At 70.5% G+C, this 22,760-nt stretch carries 22 protein-coding genes; 18 read left to right on the top strand and 4 right to left on the bottom strand.

Translation table 11 applies throughout. The features are described 5' to 3' along the window. The first annotated feature begins 268 nt into the window (after positions 1-268). The 3 genes from pgsA to OG892_RS05995 are packed head-to-tail and all read left to right on the top strand — an operon-like array spanning position 269 to position 3,011. Positions 269-919 carry a phosphatidylinositol phosphate synthase gene (pgsA, locus tag OG892_RS06005; protein ID WP_073737513.1) on the top strand — a complete coding sequence of 217 codons (651 nt, stop codon included), beginning with the start codon at positions 269-271 and terminating at the stop codon, positions 917-919. After that, positions 919-1,854: a phosphatidylinositol mannoside acyltransferase gene (locus OG892_RS06000; RefSeq protein ID WP_073737514.1), complete on the top strand. Its 936-nt coding sequence runs from the start codon at positions 919-921 to the stop codon at positions 1,852-1,854. Before pgsA ends, OG892_RS06000 begins: the two co-directional genes overlap by 1 nt. Continuing rightward, the gene (locus tag OG892_RS05995; protein ID WP_371628623.1) at positions 1,851-3,011 is read left to right on the top strand and encodes a glycosyltransferase family 4 protein; all 1,161 of its coding nucleotides are present in this window, start codon (positions 1,851-1,853) and stop codon (positions 3,009-3,011) included. Before OG892_RS06000 ends, OG892_RS05995 begins: the two co-directional genes overlap by 4 nt. Before the next feature lie 76 nt (positions 3,012-3,087). On the opposite strand, the gene OG892_RS05990 is transcribed toward OG892_RS05995, so the two are convergent. Both OG892_RS05990 and OG892_RS05985 read right to left on the bottom strand, forming a co-directional pair. Beyond that, positions 3,088-3,327: a hypothetical protein gene (locus OG892_RS05990; RefSeq protein WP_073737516.1), complete on the bottom strand. Its 240-nt coding sequence runs from the start codon at positions 3,325-3,327 to the stop codon at positions 3,088-3,090. A 289-nt stretch (positions 3,328-3,616) separates the two neighbouring features. Continuing rightward, on the bottom strand, positions 3,617-4,225 hold the full coding sequence (locus OG892_RS05985) for a TetR/AcrR family transcriptional regulator (protein ID WP_328867706.1): 609 nt from the start codon (positions 4,223-4,225) through the stop codon (positions 3,617-3,619). A 64-nt stretch (positions 4,226-4,289) separates the two neighbouring features. Here OG892_RS05985 and OG892_RS05980 point away from each other — a divergent pair, with 64 nt between their 5' ends. The 13 genes from OG892_RS05980 (at position 4,290) to OG892_RS05920 (ending at position 18,074) form a co-directional block, all read left to right on the top strand. After that, positions 4,290-5,462 carry an MFS transporter gene (locus OG892_RS05980; RefSeq protein ID WP_371628622.1) on the top strand — a complete coding sequence of 391 codons (1,173 nt, stop codon included), beginning with the start codon at positions 4,290-4,292 and terminating at the stop codon, positions 5,460-5,462. An 84-nt stretch (positions 5,463-5,546) separates the two neighbouring features. Next, entirely contained in the window at positions 5,547-6,092 is a 546-nt protein-coding gene (locus tag OG892_RS05975; RefSeq protein ID WP_073737519.1) for a hypothetical protein, read from the top strand. A gap of 168 nt (positions 6,093-6,260) precedes the next feature. Continuing rightward, the gene (gene pdxS / locus OG892_RS05970) at positions 6,261-7,181 is read left to right on the top strand and encodes a pyridoxal 5'-phosphate synthase lyase subunit PdxS (RefSeq protein WP_073737520.1); all 921 of its coding nucleotides are present in this window, start codon (positions 6,261-6,263) and stop codon (positions 7,179-7,181) included. A 6-nt stretch (positions 7,182-7,187) separates the two neighbouring features. Continuing rightward, positions 7,188-7,820, top strand: a complete 633-nt coding sequence (gene pdxT, locus OG892_RS05965) for a pyridoxal 5'-phosphate synthase glutaminase subunit PdxT (RefSeq protein ID WP_327335993.1) — start codon at positions 7,188-7,190, stop codon at positions 7,818-7,820. 61 nt (positions 7,821-7,881) lie between these two features. After that, positions 7,882-8,634 carry a YebC/PmpR family DNA-binding transcriptional regulator gene (locus OG892_RS05960; protein ID WP_024492903.1) on the top strand — a complete coding sequence of 251 codons (753 nt, stop codon included), beginning with the start codon at positions 7,882-7,884 and terminating at the stop codon, positions 8,632-8,634. Positions 8,635-8,766: 132 nt separating this feature from the next. Continuing rightward, on the top strand, positions 8,767-9,339 hold the full coding sequence (ruvC, locus tag OG892_RS05955; RefSeq protein WP_073737522.1) for a crossover junction endodeoxyribonuclease RuvC: 573 nt from the start codon (positions 8,767-8,769) through the stop codon (positions 9,337-9,339). Next, positions 9,336-9,962, top strand: a complete 627-nt coding sequence (gene ruvA, locus OG892_RS05950; protein ID WP_073737523.1) for a Holliday junction branch migration protein RuvA — start codon at positions 9,336-9,338, stop codon at positions 9,960-9,962. The genes ruvC and ruvA overlap by 4 nt, the downstream gene beginning before the upstream one ends. Positions 9,963-10,044: 82 nt before the next feature. After that, complete coding sequence (ruvB, locus tag OG892_RS05945; protein WP_073737524.1) at positions 10,045-11,118, top strand: Holliday junction branch migration DNA helicase RuvB; 1,074 nt, start codon at positions 10,045-10,047, stop codon at positions 11,116-11,118. A 164-nt stretch (positions 11,119-11,282) separates the two neighbouring features. Next, positions 11,283-11,762, top strand: a complete 480-nt coding sequence (gene yajC / locus OG892_RS05940; protein ID WP_371628621.1) for a preprotein translocase subunit YajC — start codon at positions 11,283-11,285, stop codon at positions 11,760-11,762. Positions 11,763-11,906: 144 nt separating this feature from the next. Beyond that, positions 11,907-13,649, top strand: a complete 1,743-nt coding sequence (gene secD, locus OG892_RS05935; protein ID WP_073737526.1) for a protein translocase subunit SecD — start codon at positions 11,907-11,909, stop codon at positions 13,647-13,649. 1 nt (position 13,650) lies between these two features. Beyond that, positions 13,651-14,775 carry a protein translocase subunit SecF gene (gene secF / locus OG892_RS05930; protein ID WP_073737527.1) on the top strand — a complete coding sequence of 375 codons (1,125 nt, stop codon included), beginning with the start codon at positions 13,651-13,653 and terminating at the stop codon, positions 14,773-14,775. Beyond that, the gene (locus OG892_RS05925) at positions 14,772-15,326 is read left to right on the top strand and encodes an adenine phosphoribosyltransferase (RefSeq protein WP_073737528.1); all 555 of its coding nucleotides are present in this window, start codon (positions 14,772-14,774) and stop codon (positions 15,324-15,326) included. Before secF ends, OG892_RS05925 begins: the two co-directional genes overlap by 4 nt. Before the next feature lie 171 nt (positions 15,327-15,497). After that, on the top strand, positions 15,498-18,074 hold the full coding sequence (locus tag OG892_RS05920) for a bifunctional (p)ppGpp synthetase/guanosine-3',5'-bis(diphosphate) 3'-pyrophosphohydrolase (RefSeq protein ID WP_073737529.1): 2,577 nt from the start codon (positions 15,498-15,500) through the stop codon (positions 18,072-18,074). Between the two features lie 102 nt (positions 18,075-18,176). Here the strand turns inward: OG892_RS05920 and OG892_RS05915 are convergent, their stop codons facing one another. Further along, positions 18,177-19,406, bottom strand: coding sequence for a DUF349 domain-containing protein (locus tag OG892_RS05915; RefSeq protein WP_073737530.1), 1,230 nt, complete (start codon positions 19,404-19,406; stop codon positions 18,177-18,179). Between the two features lie 196 nt (positions 19,407-19,602). Next, positions 19,603-20,403 carry a peptidylprolyl isomerase gene (locus OG892_RS05910; RefSeq protein ID WP_073737531.1) on the bottom strand — a complete coding sequence of 267 codons (801 nt, stop codon included), beginning with the start codon at positions 20,401-20,403 and terminating at the stop codon, positions 19,603-19,605. Positions 20,404-20,551: 148 nt separating this feature from the next. Here OG892_RS05910 and OG892_RS05905 point away from each other — a divergent pair, with 148 nt between their 5' ends. Then, on the top strand, positions 20,552-21,238 hold the full coding sequence (locus tag OG892_RS05905) for an MBL fold metallo-hydrolase (protein WP_371628620.1): 687 nt from the start codon (positions 20,552-20,554) through the stop codon (positions 21,236-21,238). Between the two features lie 13 nt (positions 21,239-21,251). Further along, entirely contained in the window at positions 21,252-22,514 is a 1,263-nt protein-coding gene (hisS, locus tag OG892_RS05900) for a histidine--tRNA ligase (RefSeq protein ID WP_371628619.1), read from the top strand. Positions 22,515-22,760 lie beyond the last annotated feature (246 nt).

The following is a 22,760-nucleotide window of genomic DNA, read 5'->3' as shown; positions in this document are numbered from 1 at the left end:
GCGCGGGGCGGGAGAGCCGCCGGGCGCGGGGTGGGGAGTGTGCACGGGCAGAGGGGAGCCGCCGCGGCGGCTTCGGCGACGCCCGCGGTACTTCCGAGCTTTCCACTGTGTCGGGGTCCCGTCCATACGTCGCGCGCCGCTCCACGACCGGGTCGGCCCGCCGCGGGAGGCCGGGGGTGCCCGGACGGTGGAGTGCGGCTGTCGTGACTACGATGGGTCAGCCGGTGGCCGATGGGGCCGCTCGGCCCACCGAACCCTCGGGAAGGCCATGCTGAACAAGTACGCGCGTGCATTCTTCACGCGTGTCCTCACACCGTTCGCCGCACTGCTGCTCCGTCTCGGCGTCAGCCCGGACGCGGTCACTCTGATCGGCACGGCCGGCGTGATGGCAGGTGCGCTGGTCTTCTTCCCGATGGGGGAGTTCTTCTGGGGCACGATCGTCATCACGATCTTCGTCTTCTCCGACCTCGTCGACGGGAACATGGCGCGGCAGGCCGGCATCTCCAGCCGGTGGGGCGCGTTCCTCGACTCGACGCTCGACCGGGTGGCCGACGGCGCGATCTTCGCCGGCTTCGCCCTCTGGTACGCGGGCAGCGGCGACAACAACGTCCTGTGCGCCGTCGCGATCTTCTGCCTCGCGAGCGGCCAGGTCGTCTCGTACACCAAGGCGCGTGGTGAGTCGATCGGTCTGCCGGTCGCGGTCAACGGGCTCGTGGAGCGCGCGGAGCGGCTGGTGATCTCGCTGGTGGCGGCCGGTCTGGCGGGTCTGCACACGTTCGGGGTGCCCGGCATCCAGGTGCTCCTGCCGATCGCGCTCTGGATCGTCGCGGCGGGCAGCCTGGTGACGCTGGTGCAGCGCGTGGTGACGGTGCGCCGCGAGTCCGCGGCCGCCGACGCGGCCGGGAGCGAGGCCGCCTAGTGAGCCGCGCAACCGGGGACCCGAAGCCCGGCACCGGGGAACGGATCAGCGACGCCCTGTACGGACTCGGCTGGGCCGCGGTCAAGACACTTCCGGAACCGGCCGCACGGGCCCTCTTCCGCACCATCGCCGACCAGGTGTGGAAGCGTCGCGGCAAGAGCGTGCTGCGGCTGGAGTCGAACCTGGCGCGGGTCGTGCCGGACGCGAGCCCCGCCCGCCTCGCCGCGCTGTCCAAGGCCGGGATGCGCTCGTACATGCGGTACTGGATGGAGTCGTTCCGGCTGCCCACCTGGAGTGCGCGGCGGATCAAGGACTCCATCGACGTGACGGACGCCCACCGGCTGACCGAGGGGCTCGACGCCGGCCGCGGCGTCATCCTCGCCCTGCCGCACCTGGGGAACTGGGACCTGGCGGGCGCCTGGGTCACCACGGATCTGAAGGTCCCGTTCACCACGGTCGCGGAACGGCTGAAGCCGGAGTCGCTGTACGACCGGTTCGTCGCGTACCGCGAGGGACTGGGCATGGAGGTCCTGGCGCACAACGGTGGGACCGCCTTCGGCACGCTGGCCCAGCGGCTGCGTGCGGGCGGCCTGGTCTGCCTGGTCGCGGACCGCGATCTGTCGGCCTCCGGCGTCGAGGTCTCGTTCTTCGGTGACACGGCCCGGATGCCCGCCGGACCGGCGCTGCTCGCCCAGCAGACCGGGGCGCTGCTGCTGCCGGTCACGCTCAACTACGACGACACGCCGGTGATGAGGGCGCGGATCCATCCGCCCGTCGAGGTTCCCGGCTCAGGCAACCGTGCGGAAAGGACGTCTGTGATGACACAGGCCCTGGCAGACGCGTTCGCCCTGGGCATCGCCGAGCACCCGGAGGACTGGCACATGCTGCAACGACTCTGGCTCGCCGACCTCGAACCCCTTGGAGCCCAGGGGTGAAAATCGGCATCGTCTGCCCGTACTCCTGGGACGTCCCGGGCGGCGTGCAGTTCCACATCCGCGATCTCGCCGAGCACCTGATCCGGCTCGGCCACCAGGTGTCCGTGCTCGCCCCGGCGGACGACGAGACGCCGCTCCCTTCGTACGTGGTCTCCGCGGGCCGGGCCGTGCCCGTCCGGTACAACGGTTCGGTGGCCCGGCTGAACTTCGGGTTCCTGTCCGCGGCGCGGGTGCGGCGCTGGCTGCACGACAGCACCTTCGACGTGATCCACATCCACGAGCCGACCTCGCCGTCGCTCGGGCTGCTGACCTGCTGGGCGGCGCAGGGGCCGATCGTCGCCACCTTCCACACCTCCAATCCGCGCTCCCGGGCGATGATCGCCGCGTACCCGATCCTCCAGCCGGCGCTGGAGAAGATCAGCGCGCGCATCGCGGTGAGCGAGTACGCGCGCCGCACCCTGGTCGAACACCTGGGCGGTGACGCGGTGGTCATTCCCAACGGTGTCGACGTGGACTTCTTCGCCTCGGCCGAGCCCAGGCCCGAGTGGCAGGGCGGCACGATCGGTTTCATCGGGCGCATCGACGAGCCCCGCAAGGGCCTGCCCGTCCTGATGCGGGCGCTGCCCGCGATCCTGGCCGCCCGCCCGGACACCAGGCTCCTGGTGGCAGGGCGGGGCGACGAGGAGGAGGCCGTCGCCTCGCTGCCGAAGGAGATGCGCGAGCGCGTCGAGTTCCTCGGCATGGTCAGCGACGAGGACAAGGCGCGGTTGCTGCGCAGCGTCGACGTGTACGTCGCGCCCAACACCGGCGGCGAGAGCTTCGGCATCATCCTGGTCGAGGCCATGTCGGCGGGCGCACCGGTCCTGGCCAGCGACCTGGACGCGTTCGCACAGGTCCTGGACCTGGGGGCGGCCGGCGAACTGTTCGCCAACGAGGACGCGGACGCGCTGGCGGAGGCGGCGGTCCGGCTGCTGGGCGACCCGGAGCGGCGCGCGGAACTGCGGGAGCGCGGCAGCGCACATGTGCGGCGCTTCGACTGGTCGACGGTGGGCGCGGACATCCTCGCGGTGTACGAGACGGTGGCGGACGGCGCGGCATCGGTGGCCGCGGACGAACGCACGGGGCTGCGGGCCAGGTTCGGGCTGGCGCGGGACTAGGGCCTTTCGGCGGTCACCGCCCGGTCCGGGGCCCGGAGCCCGCCTCGCGGACTCCGGGCGCTCGCGGGGTCGGACGTCAGGGGCGGACCCACAGGACGTAGACGTCCGGACGCGAGGGGCCGAACGGCTCGCAGAAGTACAGGGCGCCCCAGACATCGTGACCCGCCTGGCCTGCCGCGTTGCACTCGGCGAGTGAGGCGTGGTGGCTGCGGGCGTAGAACCCGGGCGGGGCGGCTTCTGCGGTGGCCGCGCCCCCGAGTGCGAGCGCGGATGCGGCCACTACGGTGGCGGCGGCTGCGGCGATACGACGGTACATGGCAAGCCCTCCTAGAGGCGTCGGAGTTCCGACGCAGAGCATGTCGGTGCGTGATGTACGGGTCGTGCTGGCCTTTCCGGTGATATCGGCTGCGCAGCCGGGACGAACCTAGCGGCCACCCACCGGTCGCACAACAGGTCTAGGCCAATGAGTTCTGATGGCTGGAGAGGCCGCCCTTCGACCGTGTCCGCGCGATACGCCGTCCCGCGCCACCCCCAGGTACCGCTCCCGACGCGGTTCGCGCCACCGCGCTCGGCGCCACGGCTGAGGGGCAGGTGAACGCATGGGTCTACCGCAGGGGCCCGGCGTTCTGCGGCGTCGCCGCGTGGGCATCGACCAGATCCTTGGCCATGGCTTGGGCCTCGTCCACCGCGTTGCTGACAGTGCCCAGGGCCTGGGTCGTGGTGGCGCCCTCGATGAGGAGGAGCAGCTGATCGGTCAGCCGGTCGGGTGCGGGATGTGCGGTGGCTCCGGCGAGTTCGGTGATGCGGACGCGGAGTGCCTGCTTGTGGGCGGTGACGACGGCGCGAGCCGGATGGTCGGGCGTGGTGAGCTCGGCGGCGGCGTTGGCGAAGGAGCAGCCGCGGAAGCGCGGGTCCGCATGCCATGTGCGCAGGGCGTCGAAGACGGCGAGGAGGCGGGCGTCGGGGTCCTCGCCGGCGGCGGTGACGGACTCTTCCACGGTGGCCCGCCAGCGGGCATCGCGAGCCTGGAGGTAGGCCGCAACGAGGGCGTCCTTCCCGCCGAAGTGCCGGTAGAAGGTCATGCGGGCCACCTTGGCCGCTTCGATGACGGCGTCCACCCCCGTGCCGTTGATGCCGTGGGCGTAGAACAGTTGGTCGGCGGCATCCAGGAGGCGGCTGCGGGCCGAGCGCCCGTCGATCGTCACGTTGTCCACATCGGCTACGATACCAACCGTTCTACAAATGAGAGTGACCGTTCTACCTCTTTGAGGTGAGGGTATGGCGACGCCATCGTCGACGGTGGTACGCCCGTGGGGACTGACCGTCTCGGGGCTGGCTCTGATCGCGGTCTGCTACGGGCTCGCGCGCTTCGCCTACGGACTGTTCCTGCCCGCGTTCAAGGACGCCTTCCACTTGGGCGGCACGCTGTCCGGCGTGATCGCCGGCGGCAGCTTCGCGGCGTACTGCGTCACCGTCGTCGCCGCGGCCGCGGCCGTCACGCGCTTCGGGCCGCGCCCCGTCGCCGCTGCCGCCGGACTGACCGCGGCAGCGGGTATGGCGCTGGTCGCTGCCGCGACGGACGCGGGCATGCTGGCCGTGGGCGTGCTGATAGCAGGAGCCAGCACCGGGGTGGCATCCCCGCCACTGGCCGAGGCGATAGGGCGCTGGGGTCCGCGACACCATCACGATCGCGCCCAGGCCATCGTCAACGCGGGTCCCGCCGCCGGCATCGTGGCTTCCGGCTTCGTGGCGCTCTCCGCCCTTGGGCACTGGCGCATCGCGTGGGCGGCCTTCGCCGTAACAGCTGTCGTGGTGACGTGTTGGGTCACTCTGCTGCTGCCGGGCAGAGGTGCCTCCGGCGCGGACACCGACGCGGTGCGTCCGCTCGGCGCACTGGCAGCCGTGGCGCGTGACCGCAGGTCCTGGCCGGCGCTGGGCGCGGCGGCACTGTTCGGAGCGGCGAGCTCGGCCACCTGGAGCTTCGGCCGGGAACATGTCATGGACGCCGGAGGGGCGAGTACCACTGTCTCCGTGCTGCTGTGGGTGGTCCTGGGCGCGGCCGAACTAGTCGGCCTGTCCGCCGGTGACCTGATCGAACGCCACGGACTCCGCCGCGTCTGGACCGTCGCCCTCGCCCTGCTGGGAACAGCGAGCGCCGTGATCGGACTGCTGCCGGGCCTCCCCGTCGCCTCCTTCGCCGGGATCGCTGTCTTCGGGGCCGGGTACGTCACGCTCACCACCGTGATCTTCTTCTGGATCACCCGCATGCACCCCGGGACCACCGCTGCCGCGGTCGCACTGGGCTTCCTCATGATCTCCGCGGGACAGGCCGTGGCTTCCCCCGCCGTCGGCGCGCTCGCCGACCGCATGGGCACCGCGTTCGCGTTTCTCGCGTGCGCGGCGCTCGGCGTCCTCGGTGCGGGAGCGGTCCGGCCACGGACACGCTCCTGAAGTGTGGAACGCCGTGTCCGGCTGTCCACGCCGACGCGGGTGACCGGGGCCGGACGGTGCCCGGTCACCGGTAGCCTTCGGCCCGTGACCGAATCCCTCATCTGGACCGTCGTCGTGCTCGTCGCGATCGGCCTCTACCTCAGCTGGACCGCCGGCCGGCTCGACCGGCTGCACACCCGCATCGACGCGGCCCGCGCCGCGCTCGACGCGCAACTGCTGCGCCGTGCCTCGGTCACCCAGGAACTCGCCACGTCCGGAGTCCTCGACCCGGCCGCGTCCATCGTCCTGTACGAGGCCGCGCACGCCGCCCGTCAGGCGGAGGAGGAGCATCGCGAGGTCGCCGAGAGCGAACTGAGCACCGCCCTGCGCGCGGTGTTCGGTGAGCCGGCGCAGGTGGCGGCGGTGCAGGAGGTCCCGGGCGGTGAGGAGGCCGCGTCCGAACTGGCCGCCGCCGTCCGTCGGGTCCCGATGGCGCGCCGGTTCCACAACGACGCGGTGCGGGCCGCCCGCGCGCTGCGCCGCCACCGTACGGTGCGCTGGTTCCGGCTGGCCGGTCACGCCCCCTTCCCGCTCGCCTTCGAGATGGACGACGAGCCGCCGGTCGCCCTCGCCGCCCGTCCGGTCAGCTGACACCCGCGCACTCAGGCCCCGCGACGCGGCCGTCGGCGGGGCGTCGGCGGGGCCAAAACGATCCACCGGCCTGCTATTGGCCCTTGCTGTGGACCGGCTCCGGAGAGTTTGCTCAGCAGTGCGTCACCCCCGCACGCTCAGCGCCCCTTCTCCCAGTGAGGTCGATCCGTGTCCACGCTTCCCACCACCCCGCAGTCCGCTGACACCCCGGCGACCGGCACCGCCCGTGTCAAGCGCGGCATGGCCGAGCAGCTCAAGGGCGGCGTGATCATGGACGTCGTCAACGCCGAGCAGGCGAAGATCGCCGAGGACGCCGGCGCCGTGGCCGTCATGGCCCTGGAACGGGTGCCCGCCGACATCCGCAAGGACGGCGGCGTGGCCCGGATGTCCGACCCGAACATGATCGAGGAGATCATCGAGGCCGTCTCCATCCCGGTCATGGCGAAGTCCCGTATCGGACACTTCGTCGAGGCCCAGGTGCTGCAGTCCCTCGGCGTCGACTACATCGACGAGTCCGAGGTGCTCACCCCGGCCGACGAGGTCAACCACAGCGACAAGTTCGCCTTCACCACCCCGTTCGTCTGCGGCGCCACCAACCTGGGCGAGGCCCTGCGCCGCATCGCCGAGGGTGCGGCCATGATCCGCTCGAAGGGCGAGGCCGGCACCGGCAACGTCGTCGAGGCGGTGCGCCACCTGCGCCAGATCAAGAACGAGATCGCCCGGCTGCGCGGCTACGACAACAACGAGCTGTACGCCGCCGCCAAGGACCTCCGTGCCCCGTACGAGCTGGTCAAGGAGGTCGCGGAGCTCGGCAAGCTGCCCGTCGTCCTGTTCTCCGCGGGCGGCGTCGCCACCCCCGCCGACGCCGCGCTGATGCGCCAGCTGGGCGCCGAGGGCGTCTTCGTCGGCTCCGGCATCTTCAAGTCCGGCGACCCGGCCAAGCGCGCCGCCGCCATCGTGAAGGCCACCACGTTCTTCGACGAGCCGAAGATCATCGCGGATGCCTCCCGCAACCTGGGCGAGGCCATGGTCGGCATCAACTGCGACACGCTGCCCGAGACCGAGCGCTACGCCAACCGCGGCTGGTAGTCACTGATGAGCGACACCCCTGTGATCGGAGTCCTGGCTCTCCAGGGCGACGTACGGGAACACCTGATCGCCCTGGCCTCGGCGGACGCCCTGGCCAGGCCGGTCCGGCGGCCCGAGGAACTCGCCGAGGTCGACGGACTGGTCGTCCCCGGCGGCGAGTCCACCACGATGTCCAAACTGGCCGTCCTGTTCGGGATGCTGGAACCACTGCGCGAGCGGGTCGCCGCGGGGATGCCGGTCTACGGCACCTGCGCCGGGATGATCCTGCTCGCGGACAAGATCCTCGACCCTTCCCCAAGCTCTCAACTCCGTTCGAGCAGGGGATACCCCATTTCGGGCCAGGAGACCATCGGCGGCATCGACATGATCGTGCGCCGTAACGCTTTCGGGCGGCAGAACGAGTCGTTCGAGGCGGCCGTCGACGTCGCCGGGATCGAGGGCGGACCGGTCGAGGGCGTCTTCATCCGGGCCCCCTGGGTCGAATCCGTGGGGGCGCGGGCCCAGGTCGTGGCGGAGCACGGCGGCCATATCGTGGGGGTACGGCAGGGAAACGCCCTTGCCACGTCATTCCATCCGGAACTGACCGGTGACCACCGGCTCCACGCGTACTTCGTCGACATGGTGCGCGCATCGGGCTGACTCGATCCCGGTAGGATCTCTCGGGTTCGTACGGAATTTGGTGACGCGAAGGAGAAGGCAGATGTCCGGCCACTCTAAATGGGCTACGACGAAGCACAAGAAGGCCGTGATTGACGCCAAGCGCGGCAAGCTCTTCGCGAAGCTGATCAAGAACATCGAGGTCGCGGCCCGCACCGGCGGTGTGGACCCCGAGGGCAACCCGACCCTTGTGGACGCGATCCAGAAGGCGAAGAAGAGCTCGGTCCCGAACAAGAACATCGACTCCGCGGTCAAGCGCGGTGGCGGTCTCGAAGCGGGCGGCGTCGACTATCAGACGATCATGTACGAGGGTTACGGCCCGAACGGCGTCGCGGTGCTCATCGAGTGCCTCACCGACAACCGCAACCGTGCCGCGTCCGACGTGCGTGTCGCCATGACGCGCAACGGCGGCTCGATGGCCGACCCGGGCTCGGTCTCCTACCTGTTCAACCGCAAGGGCGTCGTGATCGTCCCCAAGGGTGAGCTGTCCGAGGACGACGTGCTGGGCGCGGTCCTCGACGCGGGCGCAGAGGAGGTCAACGACCTCGGTGAGACGTACGAGGTCGTCAGCGAGGCCACCGACATGGTCGCGGTCCGCACCGCACTCCAGGAGGCGGGCATCGACTACGACTCGGCCGAGGCCAACTTCCTGCCCACCATGCAGGTCGACCTCGACGAGGAGGGCGCCCGCAAGATCTTCAAGCTGATCGACGCGCTGGAGGACAGCGACGACGTGCAGAACGTCTTCGCCAACTTCGACGTCTCGGACGAGGTCATGGAGAAGGTCGACGCCTGAGCGACCGCCGCTGACCGGCGCAGCTTTCGCGGACGGGCCGACGGGGACACACCCCTGTCGGCCCGTCGCATTGTCAGTGCGAGCCGATAGCCTGCCAGAACAGTTGACCGATCGGCAGGGAGGGGGCGACCCGTGCGGGTACTCGGTGTGGACCCCGGGCTGACCCGGTGCGGTGTCGGAGTCGTCGAAGGAGTCGCGGGCCGCCCGCTGACCATGCTCGGTGTCGGAGTCGTTCGCACCGCGTCCGACGCGGAGCTCGGACACCGGCTGGTGGCCATCGAGCGCGGCATCGAGGAGTGGCTCGACGAGCACCGCCCCGAATACGTCGCCGTCGAGCGGGTGTTCGCCCAGCACAACGTCCGTACGGTGATGGGCACGGCCCAGGCCAGCGCGGTCGCCATGCTCTGCGCGTCCCGCCGGGGCATCCCGGTGGCCCTGCACACGCCCAGCGAGGTCAAGGCCGCCGTCACCGGCAGCGGCCGCGCGGACAAGGCCCAGGTCGGGGCCATGGTCACCCGGCTGCTGCGGCTGGACGCCCCTCCGAAACCGGCCGACGCCGCCGACGCGCTGGCCCTCGCCATCTGTCACATCTGGCGCGCCCCGGCCGTCAACCGCCTCCAGCAGGCGCACGCGGCAGCGGCCGCGGCCCGTATCCCGCGCGTTCCGCGCACCGCAGCAGTCCCCGTCCGGAAGGTCCCCCGATGATCGCCTTCATCACCGGCCCCGTGGCCGCGATCGCCCCCACCACGGCCGTGATCGAGGTCGGCGGCATCGGCATGGCCGTCCAGTGCGCGCCGAACACCCTCGCCGCGCTCCGGATCGGCAAGGAGGCCAGGCTCGCCACCTCCCTCGTCGTACGGGAGGACTCACTGACGCTCTACGGCTTCGCCGACGACGACGAGCGGCAGACCTTCGAGCTGCTCCAGACCGCCAGCGGGGTCGGCCCCCGGCTCGCCCAGGCCATGCTCGCCACGCACAGCCCGGACGCCCTGCGCATCGCCGTGTCCACCGGCGACGAGAAGGCGCTCACCGCGGTCTCCGGCATCGGCAAGAAGGGCGCGCAGAAGCTTCTGCTCGAACTCAAGGACAGGCTCGGGGAGCCGGTCGGTGCCCACATCGGCCAGCAGGGCATCGGCACCGCGGTCTCCTCCTCCTGGAGGGACCAGCTGCAGGCCGCCCTGATCGGCCTCGGCTACGCCACCCGCGAGGCCGACGAAGCGGTCTCCGCCGTGGCCCCGCAGGCCGAGGCGGCCCTCGCGGAGGGCGCCCAGCCGCCGGTGCCGCAGTTGCTGCGCGCCGCCCTGCAGACCCTCAACCGCACGCGCTGAGCGGACCCCGAGGGCACCTTCGCCACCCCGGGCCGGGCACCGCGCGGCCCGGCACAGAGACACCCGAGGCGGGACTGACGAGATGAACTGGGACGAGACCGGACCCGACACCGACGAGCTGCTCGACGAGCGCCTCGTCGACGCCGGAGCGGATGGCGAGGACACCGCCGTGGAGGCGGCACTGCGCCCCAAGGACCTCGACGAGTTCGTCGGCCAGGAGACGGTGCGCGAACAGCTCGACCTGGTCCTCAAGGCGGCCCGCGCCCGCGGCGCCACCGCCGACCACGTACTGCTCTCCGGCGCCCCCGGACTGGGCAAGACCACCCTCTCCATGATCATCGCCGCCGAGATGGGCGCCCCGATCCGGATCACCTCGGGGCCCGCTATCCAGCACGCGGGCGACCTCGCGGCGATCCTGTCCTCCCTCCAGGAGGGCGAGGTCCTCTTCCTCGACGAGATCCACCGCATGTCCCGGCCCGCCGAGGAGATGCTCTACATGGCGATGGAGGACTTCCGGGTCGACGTGATCGTCGGCAAGGGGCCGGGGGCCACCGCCATCCCGCTGGAGCTGCCGCCCTTCACCCTGGTCGGCGCCACCACCAGGGCCGGACTCCTGCCGCCCCCGCTGCGCGACCGCTTCGGCTTCACCGGGCACATGGAGTTCTACACGCCGGTCGAACTGGAAAGGGTGATTCATCGCTCGGCCCGGCTCCTCGACGTCGAGATAGACGCAGAGGGGGCCGCGGAGATCGCCGGCCGCTCCCGCGGCACGCCCAGGATCGCCAACCGGCTGCTGCGCCGCGTCCGGGACTACGCCCAGGTCAAGGCCGACGGCCGGATCGACCGGGACATCGCCGGAGCCGCCCTCCAGGTGTACGAGGTCGACGCCCGCGGTCTCGACCGGCTGGACCGGGCGGTGCTCGGCGCCCTGATGAAGCTCTTCGGCGGCGGTCCGGTCGGCCTGTCCACGCTCGCGGTCGCCGTGGGGGAGGAGCGCGAGACGGTCGAGGAGGTCGCCGAGCCCTTCCTGGTGCGCGAGGGACTGCTGGCCAGGACGCCGCGGGGCCGGGTCGCCACACCGGCTGCCTGGGCCCACCTCGGGCTGGTTCCGCCGCAGCAGGGCGGAAAGGGACAACAGGGCCTGTTCGGGGCGTGATGAGTCACAGGTTGGCCCGCAGCGGAACCCGGGTGCCATGCTGGGCGTTGTTCCATCGATGCGGACTCGCTTAGACTCCGCCGATGCCGCCCTTAAAGGTCGGTGTACCCACCCCCGTAGACCAGGCCGCTCTCCAGTGCGGTCGTGCGAAGGAAACTCGTCCCGTGAATCCCGTGACTCTCCTCCCCTTCATCGTGCTCATCGGGGCCATGTTCCTGATGACGCGGTCCGCCAAGAAGAAGCAGGCGGCGGCTGCGAACATGCGCAATGAAATGCAGCCCGGTACCGGCGTCCGGACGATCGGGGGCATGTACGCCACCGTCAAGGAGCTTCACGACGACTCGGTCCTCCTCGAGATCGCTCCCGGCGTCCACGCCGTCTATGCCAAGAACTCGATCGGTGCCGTCCTCGACGACGCGGAGTACAACCGCATCGTCCACGGTGACGAGGAAGAGCTCGACGTCGACGGCGCGGTCGTGCCCGACGACGCCTCCTCGCTGACCGAGCTCGACGACGCCGACGACACTGCCGCGGACGACGACGTCGCGAAGATCGACCTCGGCAAGAAGGACGAGGCGGACGACACGGAGCCGGCCGACAAGAAGTCCGACGGCAAGTCCGACGGCGAGGCCGACGCGAAGTAGCACACGACCCGGGGATGCCGTGAGCCCACAGGCATCCGGCAGTCCCCGGACCGTGCGGTCTTCTGCGGGGCGGGTCCCCACTACACTTCGTGGCCGCTTGGGCGCGTACCGGCGCGTGGCGGTTGGACAGGGAGAAACGAGAAGGTGGCAGCACCGAAGAAGGGCCGAGGTCCGGCCGGCGGTCAGGGCAGGCCGGGGCGTGCCCTGGCTCTGATCCTGATCGCCATGGTCGCGCTCACCGGCGGGATGTTCCTGGCCCATCAGCCGACGCCGCGACTCGGCATCGACCTGGCGGGTGGCACGTCCATCACGCTAGAGGCGAAGGCCGAGCCCGGCCAGGAATCGGCGATCAACAAGACCAACATGGACACGGCGGTCCAGATCATGGAACGCCGCGTCAACGGTCTTGGTGTCTCCGAGGCCGAGGTCCAGACCCAGGGCAAGAGCAACATCATCGTCAACATCCCCAAGGGCACGAACTCCGCCCAGGCCCGGCAGCAGGTCGGTACGACGGCCAAGCTGTACTTCCGGCCGGTGTTGACAGTCGCCCAGGGAACGCCCACCCCTGAGCCCAGCGCCTCGTCCTCCGGCAAGGGCAGCCCGTCTCCGTCGCCGAGCTCCACCGCCTCCGACAAGGCGTCGAGCCCGTCCGGGAAGCCGAGCGCGAGCGCCACCACCCAGGGCCGCGCGGTCACCGGCGCCCTGAAGGCCGACTCCACGCCCACTCCGAACGCCAGCGAGACCCCGAAGGCGAACGGCACGCCGACGCCGTCCGCCGAGGAGCAGGCGGCCGCCGCCAAGCTGCAGAAGAAGTTCGAGGCGCTCGACTGCTCCACCAAGGCCGGCCGGTCCAAGGTGGCCCAGGGCTCCAAGGCCACCGACACCGTCGTCGCCTGCGAGCAGGACGGCTCCGCCAAGTACGTGCTCGGCCCGGCCGCTGTCGACGGCACGGACGTCGACAGTGCGAAGGCTGCGATCAACCAGCAGTCCGGTCAGTGGATCGTCCAGATGGGCTTCACCGGCGGCGGCGCCAAGAAGTTCCAGAAGATCACCGGCACGCTCGCGCAGCAGCAGGAGCCGCAGAACCAGTTCGCCATCGCGCTCGACGGCGAAGTGGTCTCGGCGCCCTCCGTGAGGGAGGCGCTGAGCGCCGACGCCGAGATCTCCGGCAGCTTCACCCAGCAGTCCGCGGAGGACCTGGCCAACGTGCTCTCCTACGGTGCGCTGCCGCTCTCCTTCCAGGAGCAGAGCGTCACCACCGTCACCGCCGCGCTCGGCGGTGAGCAGCTCAAGGCGGGCCTGATCGCCGGTGCCATCGGCCTGGCCCTGGTCGTCATCTACCTGGTGGCCTACTACCGCGGACTGGCGCTCATCGCGCTCCTCAGCCTGCTGGTCTCCGGCATCCTGACGTACACGATCATGTCGCTGCTCGGCCCGGCCATCGGATTCGCGCTGAACCTGCCCGCTGTCTGCGGCGCCATCGTGGCGATCGGAATCACCGCGGACTCGTTCATCGTGTACTTCGAACGCATCCGTGACGAGATCCGCGAGGGCCGCACGCTCCGTCCCGCCGTCGAGCGGGCCTGGCCGCGGGCCCGGCGCACCATCCTGGTCTCTGACTTCGTGTCGTTCCTGGCCGCGGCGGTGCTGTTCGTCGTCACCGTCGGAAAGGTCCAGGGCTTCGCGTTCACGCTGGGGCTCACCACTCTGCTCGACGTGGTCGTGGTGTTCCTCTTCACCAAGCCCGTCATGACGCTGATGGCCCGCAAGAAGTTCTTCGCGAGCGGTCACCCGTGGTCCGGTCTGGACCCGAAGCGGCTCGGCGCCAAGCCGCCGCTGCGCCGTTCACGCCGTGTCAACGCCCCCACCGACCCGAAGGAGGCGTGAGATGTCGCGACTCGGCAATCTCGGCGCCCGTCTCTACCGCGGCGAGGTCGGCTACGACTTCATCGGCAACCGCAAGATCTGGTACGGCATCTCGATCCTGATCACCATCACGGCCATCGTCGGCCTGGCGGTCAGCGGCCTGAACATGGGCATCGAGTTCAAGGGCGGCGCCGTCTTCACCACACCGAAGACGAGCGTCTCCGTCGAAAAGGCGGAAGACCTGGCGTCGACGTCCTCGGGTCACCAGGCCATCGTCCAGAAGCTGGGCAACGGCGGCCTGCGCATCCAGATCACCGAGGTGGACACCTCGAAGTCGGACGCGATCAAGGGCGACCTCTCCAAGGGCCTCAGCGTCCCCGAGGAGAAGATCGCCGCCGACCTGGTCGGCCCCAGCTGGGGTGAGCAGATCGCCAACAAGGCGTGGACCGGCCTCGGCGTCTTCATGGTCCTCGTCGTGATCTATCTGGCCATCGCCTTCGAATGGCGCATGGCCATCGCGGCCCTGGTCGCGCTGATCCACGACATCACCATCACGGTCGGCATCTACGCCCTGGTCGGCTTCGAGGTCACCCCGGGCACCGTGATCGGTCTGCTGACGATCCTCGGTTACTCCCTCTACGACACGGTCGTCGTCTTCGACAGCCTGAAGGAGGGCACGAAGGGGATCACCAAGCAGACCCGGTGGACGTACAGCGAGATCGCCAACCGCTCGATCAACGGCACGCTGGTCCGTTCGATCAACACCACGATCGTCGCGCTGCTGCCGGTCGCCGGTCTGCTGTTCATCGGTGGCGGTGTCCTCGGCGCGGGCATGCTGAACGACATCTCCCTGGCGCTCTTCGTCGGCCTCGCCGCCGGTGCGTACTCCTCGATCTTCATCGCCACTCCGCTCGTCGCCGACCTCAAGGAACGCGAACCGCAGATGAAGGCCCTGAAGAAGCGGGTTCTCGCCAAGCGCGCGGCAGCCGCCGCCAAGGGCGAGCTCTCCGAGGCCGAGCAGTCGGACCGGGCGGACCGGGGCGTCACACAGGACGCCGCACAGGACGCCGCACCCGCCGGTGCCGTCGTCGGACAGCGCCAGGAGCCCCCCAGGGGCCATGGCCGGACCCCGGGGAAGCGCCGATGACCAGCAGCACGACCGCGAGCACCAGGGACCTCCTGCTCAGCCGGATCCGTGACGTGGCCGACTACCCGAAGCCGGGGGTGATGTTCAAGGACATCACCCCGCTGCTGGCGGACCCGGTGGCCTTCACCGCGCTCACCGAAGCGCTGGCGGAGCTGTGCGTACGGCACGGCGCCACGAAGATCGTCGGTCTGGAGGCCCGCGGCTTCATCCTGGCCGCACCGGTCGCGGTACGGGCCGGGCTCGGCTTCGTCCCGGTCCGCAAGGCCGGCAAGCTGCCCGGTGCCACGCTCGCCCAGACGTACGAGCTGGAGTACGGCAGCGCCGAGATCGAGATCCATGCGGAGGACCTGTCCGCAGAGGACCGGGTCATGGTCATCGACGACGTGCTGGCCACCGGTGGCACCGCCGCAGCCTCGCTGGAGCTGATCCGGCGGGCCGGAGCCGGTGTCGCGGGCGTCGCCGTCCTCATGGAGCTGGGATTCCTGGCCGGCCGGGCGCGCCTGGAGGAGAGCCTGAAGGGCGCTCCGCTGGACGCCCTGATCACGGTCTGAACCCCCTGCGGGCCGCACGTCGCACCGCATGACAGGCACCGAAGCGGGCACCCGGGAACAACCGGGTGCCCGCTTCGCGTTGTGCGGGCTCTCACGGTCCCCGGGGGAGGAGCGGCCGCAGGGTCGTTACGATGGCCTTTCCGGGTGTCCGGATCCGCACGAGGAGCGCTCTTGCCAGACGAGGCCCAGCCAGTCGCCGCCCCGCAGCCCGACCAGCCCGCGGCGGACCCAGCCACGCCCGCGAAGCAGCAGCCCGCGGAGAAGCAGCCCGCGGAGAAGCCGAAGCCTCCGGCGCCCGAGCCCGGCACGGGCCCGGCCCCCGCGGAGGCCAACGGGCCCGCGCCCGCTTCCCCCGCCCAGCCGGCCGCACCCGCCTCGCCGCCCCCGACGGCGCCGAAGCCCCCGGCCAAGCCCGCGGCGGCGCCCGCGGGCCCGGTGGCCCGTACGGGCGGCGGCTCCTCCAACCGGGTCCGGGCCAGGCTGGCCCGGCTCGGCGTCCAGCGCTCCAGCCCGTACAACCCGGTGCTGGAACCGCTGCTGCGTACCGTCCGGAGCAACGACTCCAAGATCGAGACCTCCACGCTGCGCCAGATCGAGCGCGCCTACCAGGTCGCGGAGCGCTGGCACCGCGGCCAGAAGCGCAAGAGCGGCGACCCCTACATCACCCACCCCCTCGCCGTCACCACGATCCTGGCCGAGCTGGGTATGGATCCGGCCACCCTGATGGCCGGGCTGCTGCACGACACCGTCGAGGACACCGAGTACGGCCTGGACACCCTGCGCCGCGACTTCGGCGACCAGGTCGCCCTGCTGGTCGACGGCGTCACCAAGCTGGACAAGGTCAAGTTCGGCGAGGCCGCGCAGGCCGAGACCGTGCGCAAGATGGTCGTCGCGATGGCCAAGGACCCGCGCGTCCTGGTCATCAAGCTCGCCGACCGGCTGCACAACATGCGCACCATGCGTTACCTCAAGCGGGAGAAGCAGGAGAAGAAGGCCCGCGAGACGCTGGAGATCTACGCCCCGCTGGCCCACCGCCTGGGCATGAACACCATCAAGTGGGAGCTGGAGGACCTCGCCTTCGCGATCCTCTACCCGAAGATGTACGACGAGATCGTCCGTCTCGTCGCGGAGCGGGCGCCCAAGCGCGACGAATACCTCGCCATAGTGACCGACGAGGTGCAGTCCGACCTGCGCGCCGCCCGCATCAAGGCCACCGTCACCGGCCGGCCGAAGCACTACTACAGCGTCTACCAGAAGATGATCGTGCGAGGCCGGGACTTCGCGGAGATCTACGACCTGGTGGGCATCCGCGTCCTCGTCGACACCGTCCGCGACTGCTACGCGGCGCTCGGCACCGTCCACGCGCGGTGGAATCCGGTCCCCGGCCGGTTCAAGGACTACATCGCGATGCCCAAGTTCAACATGTACCAGTCGCTGCACACCACGGTGATCGGGCCCAGCGGCAAGCCCGTCGAGCTGCAGATCCGTACGTTCGACATGCACCGCCGCGCCGAGTACGGCATCGCCGCGCACTGGAAGTACAAGCAGGAGGCCGTCGCGGGCGCCTCCAAGGTGCGCACCGACGTCCCCAGGAACACCGGCCGGGGCCAGGACACCGTCAACGACATGGCGTGGCTGCGCCAGCTCCTGGACTGGCAGAAGGAGACCGAGGACCCCAGCGAGTTCCTGGAGTCCCTGCGCTTCGACCTCTCGCGCAACGAGGTCTTCGTCTTCACACCCAAGGGCGACGTCATAGCGCTCCCGGCAGGGGCGACACCGGTCGACTTCGCGTACGCCGTCCATACGGAGGTGGGCCACCGGACGATAGGGGCGCGGGTCAACGGACGGCTCGTACCGCTGGAGTCCACGCTCGACAACGGCGACCTGGTGGAGGTCTTCACCTCCAAGGCGGCCGGCGCGGGTCCCTCCCGAGACTGGCTCGGGTTCGTCAAGTCGCCCCGGGCACGCAACAAGATCCGCGCCTGGTTTTCCAAGGAGCGCCGCGACGAGGCGATCGAGCAGGGCAAGGACTCCATCGCGCGGGCCATGCGCAAGCAGAACCTGCCGATCCAGCGGATCCTGACCGGCGACTCCCTGGTCACACTCGCCCACGAGATGCGCTACCCCGACATCTCGTCCCTGTACGCCGCGATCGGTGAGGGACATGTCGCGGCGGCCGGTGTCGTGCAGAAGCTGGTCCAGGCGCTCGGCGGCCAGGACGAGGCCAACGAGGACCTCGCGGAGAGCTCCCCGCCCTCGCACGGCCGCAACAAGCGCCGGGCGAACGCCGACCCGGGCGTCGTCGTCAAGGGAGTCGAGGACGTCTGGGTCAAGCTGGCCCGCTGCTGCACGCCCGTTCCCGGTGACCCGATCATCGGCTTCGTGACCAGGGGCAGCGGAGTCTCCGTCCACCGTGCGGACTGTGTGAACGTCGACTCGCTCTCGCAGGAGCCGGAGCGGATCCTCGAAGTCGAATGGGCGCCCACCCAGTCCTCGGTCTTCCTCGTCGCCATCCAGGTCGAGGCACTGGACCGCTCCAGGCTGCTCTCCGACGTCACCCGGATCCTGTCCGACCAGCACGTCAACATCCTGTCCGCGGCCGTGCAGACCTCCCGCGACCGGGTGGCCACCTCGCGCTTCACCTTCGAGATGGGCGACCCGAAGCACCTCGGACACGTCCTGAAGGCCGTACGCGGCGTCGAGGGCGTCTACGACGTCTACCGGGTCACCTCGGCCCGCCGGCCCTGACCCGGGCCGCCCGACGGGCCGTACAGCCCCGCGCGTGACGTGGAAGGGCCCCTCCGCCACCGGCGGAGGGGCCCTTCACCTACGGAAACCGGCGGGCCGGTCTCAGCCGCCGAACTCCTCAAGGCCCTTCAGGGCCTGGTCAAGGAGCGCCTGCCGGCCCTCCAGCTCGCGGGCGAGCTTGTCCGCACGGGCGTTGTTGCCCGAGGCGCGCGCCGTGTCGATCTGGGTGCGCAACTTGTCCACGGCCGACTGGAGCTGCCCGGTCAGACCCGCGGCACGGGCACGGGCCTCCGGGTTGGTCCGGCGCCACTCCGACTCCTCGGCCTCCTGGAGCGCACGCTCCACCGTGTGCATCCGCGCCTCGATCCTCGGGCGGGCGTCACGCGGTACGTGGCCGATGGCCTCCCAGCGCTCGTTGATGGCCCGGAACGCCGCCCTGGAGGCCTTCAGGTCCTTCACCGGCAGCAGCTTCTCGGCCTCGACCGCGAGCTCCTCCTTGACCTTGAGGTTCTCGCCCTGCTCCGCGTCACGCTCCGCGAACACCTCACTGCGGGCGGCGAAGAAGACGTCCTGGGCACCGCGGAAACGGTTCCACAGATCGTCCTCCGCCTCGCGCTGGGCACGGCCGGCGGCCTTCCACTCCGTCATCAGGTCGCGGTAGCGGGCGGCCGTCGTGCCCCAGTCGGACGAGCGGGACAGCGACTCGGCCTCGACGACCAGCTTCTCCTTGGCCTTGCGGGCCTCCTCGCGCTGGGCGTCCAGCGAGGCGAAGTGGGCCTTGCGGCGCTTGGAGAACGCCGAGCGCGCGTGGGAGAAGCGGTGCCACAGCTCGTCGTCCGACTTGCGGTCGAGCCTGGGCAGGCCCTTCCACGTGTCGACGAGCGCACGGAGCCGCTCGCCCGCCGAGCGCCACTGCTCGCTCTGCGCCAGCTCCTCGGCCTCGACGACCAGCGCCTCCTTGGCGTGCTTCGCCTCGTCGGTCTGCTTCGCCTTCTGGGCCTTGCGCTCCTCCCGCCGGGAGTCGACCGTCGCCACCAGGGCGTCCAGCCGCTTGCGCAGCGCGTCCAGGTCCCCGACGGCGTGGTGCTCGTCGACCTGCGCACGCAGATGCTCGATGGCGGTCGTCGCGTCCTTCGCGGACAGATCGGTGGTCTTCACCCGCCGCTCCAGGAGGCCGATCTCGACCACAATGCCCTCGTACTTGCGCTCGAAGTAGGCCAGGGCCTCCGCCGGAGAACCGGCCTGCCACGATCCGACGACCTGCTCGCCGTCGGCGGTACGCACGTACACGGTGCCTGTCTCATCGACACGGCCCCACGGGTCGCTGCTCACAGCGCCTCCTCCACCTGATGCCCGCGAGAGGGTTCACCCCCCTGGCATCGTCCACAGTTTCCTGGGGCGGGCAGCGCCCGCCCTGCACAACGCCAATCTAGGCGACGGGCCACCCGGCTGTCCGCACTCCGCGCGGCCGAAATTATCCGGCCCGCGTCCGGTGCCGCCGTGCGGATCATGCCGGGGCCCGCGGTGCTCACGCCTTGTCGACGGTGGCCTTCGAGATGTTCACGGCCTTCTTCGGCGCACCGTCGGCGGCGCCGCCGGTGACCCCCGCCTTGCCGATGGCCTCGACGGCCTTCAGCGACGCCTTGTCCATCGTGCCGAACGGCGTGTAGGTGGGCGGCAGTTTGGTGTCCTTGTAGACCAGGAAGAACTGGCTGCCACCGGTGTGCGGCTGGCCCGTGTTGGCCATCGCCACCGTGCCCGCCGGGTAGGTCACCGCGCTGTCCTTGCCCGGCTTGCCCAGCGCGGTGAGGTTCTCGTCCGGGATCGTGTAGCCCGGACCGCCGGTGCCGTCGCCCTTGGGGTCACCGCACTGCAGGACGAAAATACCCTGCGTGGTCAGACGGTGGCACTTGGTGCCGTCGAAGAAGCCCTTGTCCGCGAGCGACTTGAAGGAGTTCGTGGTGTGCGGGGTCTTCGCCGCGTCCATCGTGAACGCGATGTCGCCCTGGCTCGTCTTGAGCGACAGGGTGTACTTCGCCTTCTTGTCGATCTTCATCGCCGGCTCGGGCGCGCTCTTCTCGCTCGCCGAGGGAGATGCCGAGGGGGACGCCGACGGGTTGGCGCTCGCCGCCGCGTCGGTCTTGTCCTTCTTGCCGTCGTCGCCGGTGGCGAAGTACGTGATACCGCCTATGACGGCCACCGCGGCCACCGCGGAGGTGATGATGACCGTCAGCCGCCGGGTCCGGTGACGGGCCTCCTCCCGGCGCTGCTGCTGCCGCTCGAACTTCTCCCTGGCGAGCTGCCGCCGCCGCTGATCGCTGCTGACCACCGGGTGATCTCCTTGTACGTCGTGTGTTCGGGCCTGAGTTGCCCCGTACCGTATATGGGTTAGCTGTGGAATGAGGAGCGCCGGTAGGCTCTGAACTGCTGCGACCGTGCAGCCGCCACCCCTCGTCGGACGACCATTAAGGACGATCGTGCTCATTGCCGGGTTCCCCGCCGGGGCCTGGGGGACCAACTGTTACCTGGTCGCCCCCGCCGCGGGTGAGGAGTGCGTGATCATCGACCCGGGCCACCAGGCCGCGTCAGGCGTCGAGGAAGCACTGCGCAAGCATCGGCTGAAGCCCGTCGCCGTCGTGCTCACCCACGGCCACATCGACCACGTCGCCTCGGTCGTCCCGGTGTGCGGCGCGCACGATGTCCCCGCCTGGATCCACCCTGAGGACCGATACATGATGAGCGACCCGGAGAAGGCCCTCGGCCGCTCCATCGGGATGCCGCTCATGGGCGAGCTGACAGTGGGGGAGCCGGACGACGTCAAGGAGCTGGGCGACGGCGCCCGGCTCACGCTGGCCGGTCTGGAGTTCGGTGTCTCGCATGCGCCCGGCCATACCAAGGGGTCGGTGACGTTCAGGATGCCCGAGGCCGCGGAGGTTCCGCCGGTTCTCTTCTCGGGCGACCTGCTCTTCGCCGGCTCCGTCGGACGCACCGACCTGCCCGGCGGCGACCACGCCGAGCTCCTCGAGTCGCTGGCCCGCGTGTGCCTGCCGCTCGACGACTCGACCGTGGTGCTGTCCGGCCACGGCCCCCAGACGACCATCGGCCGCGAGCGCGCCACCAACCCGTATCTGCACGGTATGGACGCGCCCCGACGAGGAATGTGACGAGAGCGAAATCGTGAGCACCTTCAAGGCCCCCAAGGGCACGTACGACCTGACCCCGCCCGACTCAGCGAAGTACCTCGCGGTGCGTGAGGCGATCTCCGCACCGCTGAAGAACTCCGGCTACGGCTACATCGAGACCCCCGGCTTCGAGGACGTGGCCCTCTTCTCCCGCGGCGTCGGCGAGTCCACCGACATCGTGAGCAAGGAGATGTACACCCTCACCACCAAGGGCGGCTCCCAGCTGGCGCTGCGCCCCGAGGGCACCGCCTCCGTGCTGCGTGCCGCGCTGGAGGCCAACCTCCACAAGCTCGGCAACCTGCCGGTGAAGCTCTGGTACTCCGGCTCCTACTACCGCTACGAGCGCCCGCAGAAGGGCCGCTACCGCCACTTCTCGCAGGTCGGTGCCGAGGCCATCGGCGCGGAGGACCCGGCGCTGGACGCCGAGCTGATCATCCTGGCCGACCAGGCGTACCGCACCCTGGGCCTGCGTGAGTTCCGCATCCTGCTGAACTCGCTGGGCGACAAGGAGTGCCGGCCCGTCTACCGCGACGCGCTCCAGGGCTTCCTGCGCGAGCTCGACCTGGACGAGGAGACCCGCCGCCGCATCGAGATCAACCCGCTCCGGGTCCTCGACGACAAGCGCCCCGAGGTCCAGAAGCAGCTGACCGGCGCCCCGGTGCTGCGCGACTACCTCTGCGACGCCTGCAAGGCGTACCACGAGGAGGTCCGCGACCTCCTCAACGAGGCGGGCGTGGTGTACGAGGACGACGAGAAGCTCGTCCGGGGCCTCGACTACTACACCCGCACCACCTTCGAGTTCGTCCACGACGGACTGGGCTCGCAGTCCGCGGTGGGCGGTGGCGGCCGGTACGACGGCCTCTCCGAGGTGATCGGCGGACCGGCGCTCCCGTCGGTGGGCTGGGCGCTCGGCGTGGACCGCACGGTGCTCGCCCTGGAGGCGGAGGGCATCGAGCTCGAACTGCCCTCGACCACCAGCGTCTTCGCCGTCCCGCTCGGCGAGGAGGCCCGGCGCAAGCTGTTCGCCGTCGTGACGCGGCTGCGCCGCGAGGGGGTGGCCGCGGACTTCGCGTTCGGTGGCCGCGGTCTCAAGGGCGCGATGAAGAGCGCCAACCGGTCGGGTGCGCGGTTCACCGTCGTGGCCGGCGAGCGCGATCTGGCCGAGGGCGTCGTGCAGCTCAAGGACATGGAGTCCGGTGAGCAGACGGCCGTTGCGCTGGCCGAGGTGACCGAGGCGATCAAGGCGCGCCTCGCGTAGGTCCCGCACGGGTCGCGGGCGGGCGGTGTCCCCGTCCGCCCGCGGCCGGGGACACCGCGCCCCGGCCCCGTCGCGTCAACTCGGTGCAGCTGGATTCATACTGCCGGGGGGTTCCGGCCGGGGAGAGCCGGTGCCGGCACCTGGCGGCCGACAGCCCGGCCGGGCCCAAGAGCGCCTGCCCTCAGTGCCGTCGACGCCTTCCGCACCCGGAACCGCACGCTGATTTCGCGCGCATCTTTATGTTCA

It is taken from the genome of Streptomyces sp. NBC_00341, from assembly GCF_041435055.1.
Taxonomy (GTDB): Bacteria; Actinomycetota; Actinomycetes; order Streptomycetales; family Streptomycetaceae; genus Streptomyces.
The sequence above is the reverse complement of the archived record's forward strand: the minus strand, read 5'-3'. Positions and strand labels throughout refer to the sequence as shown.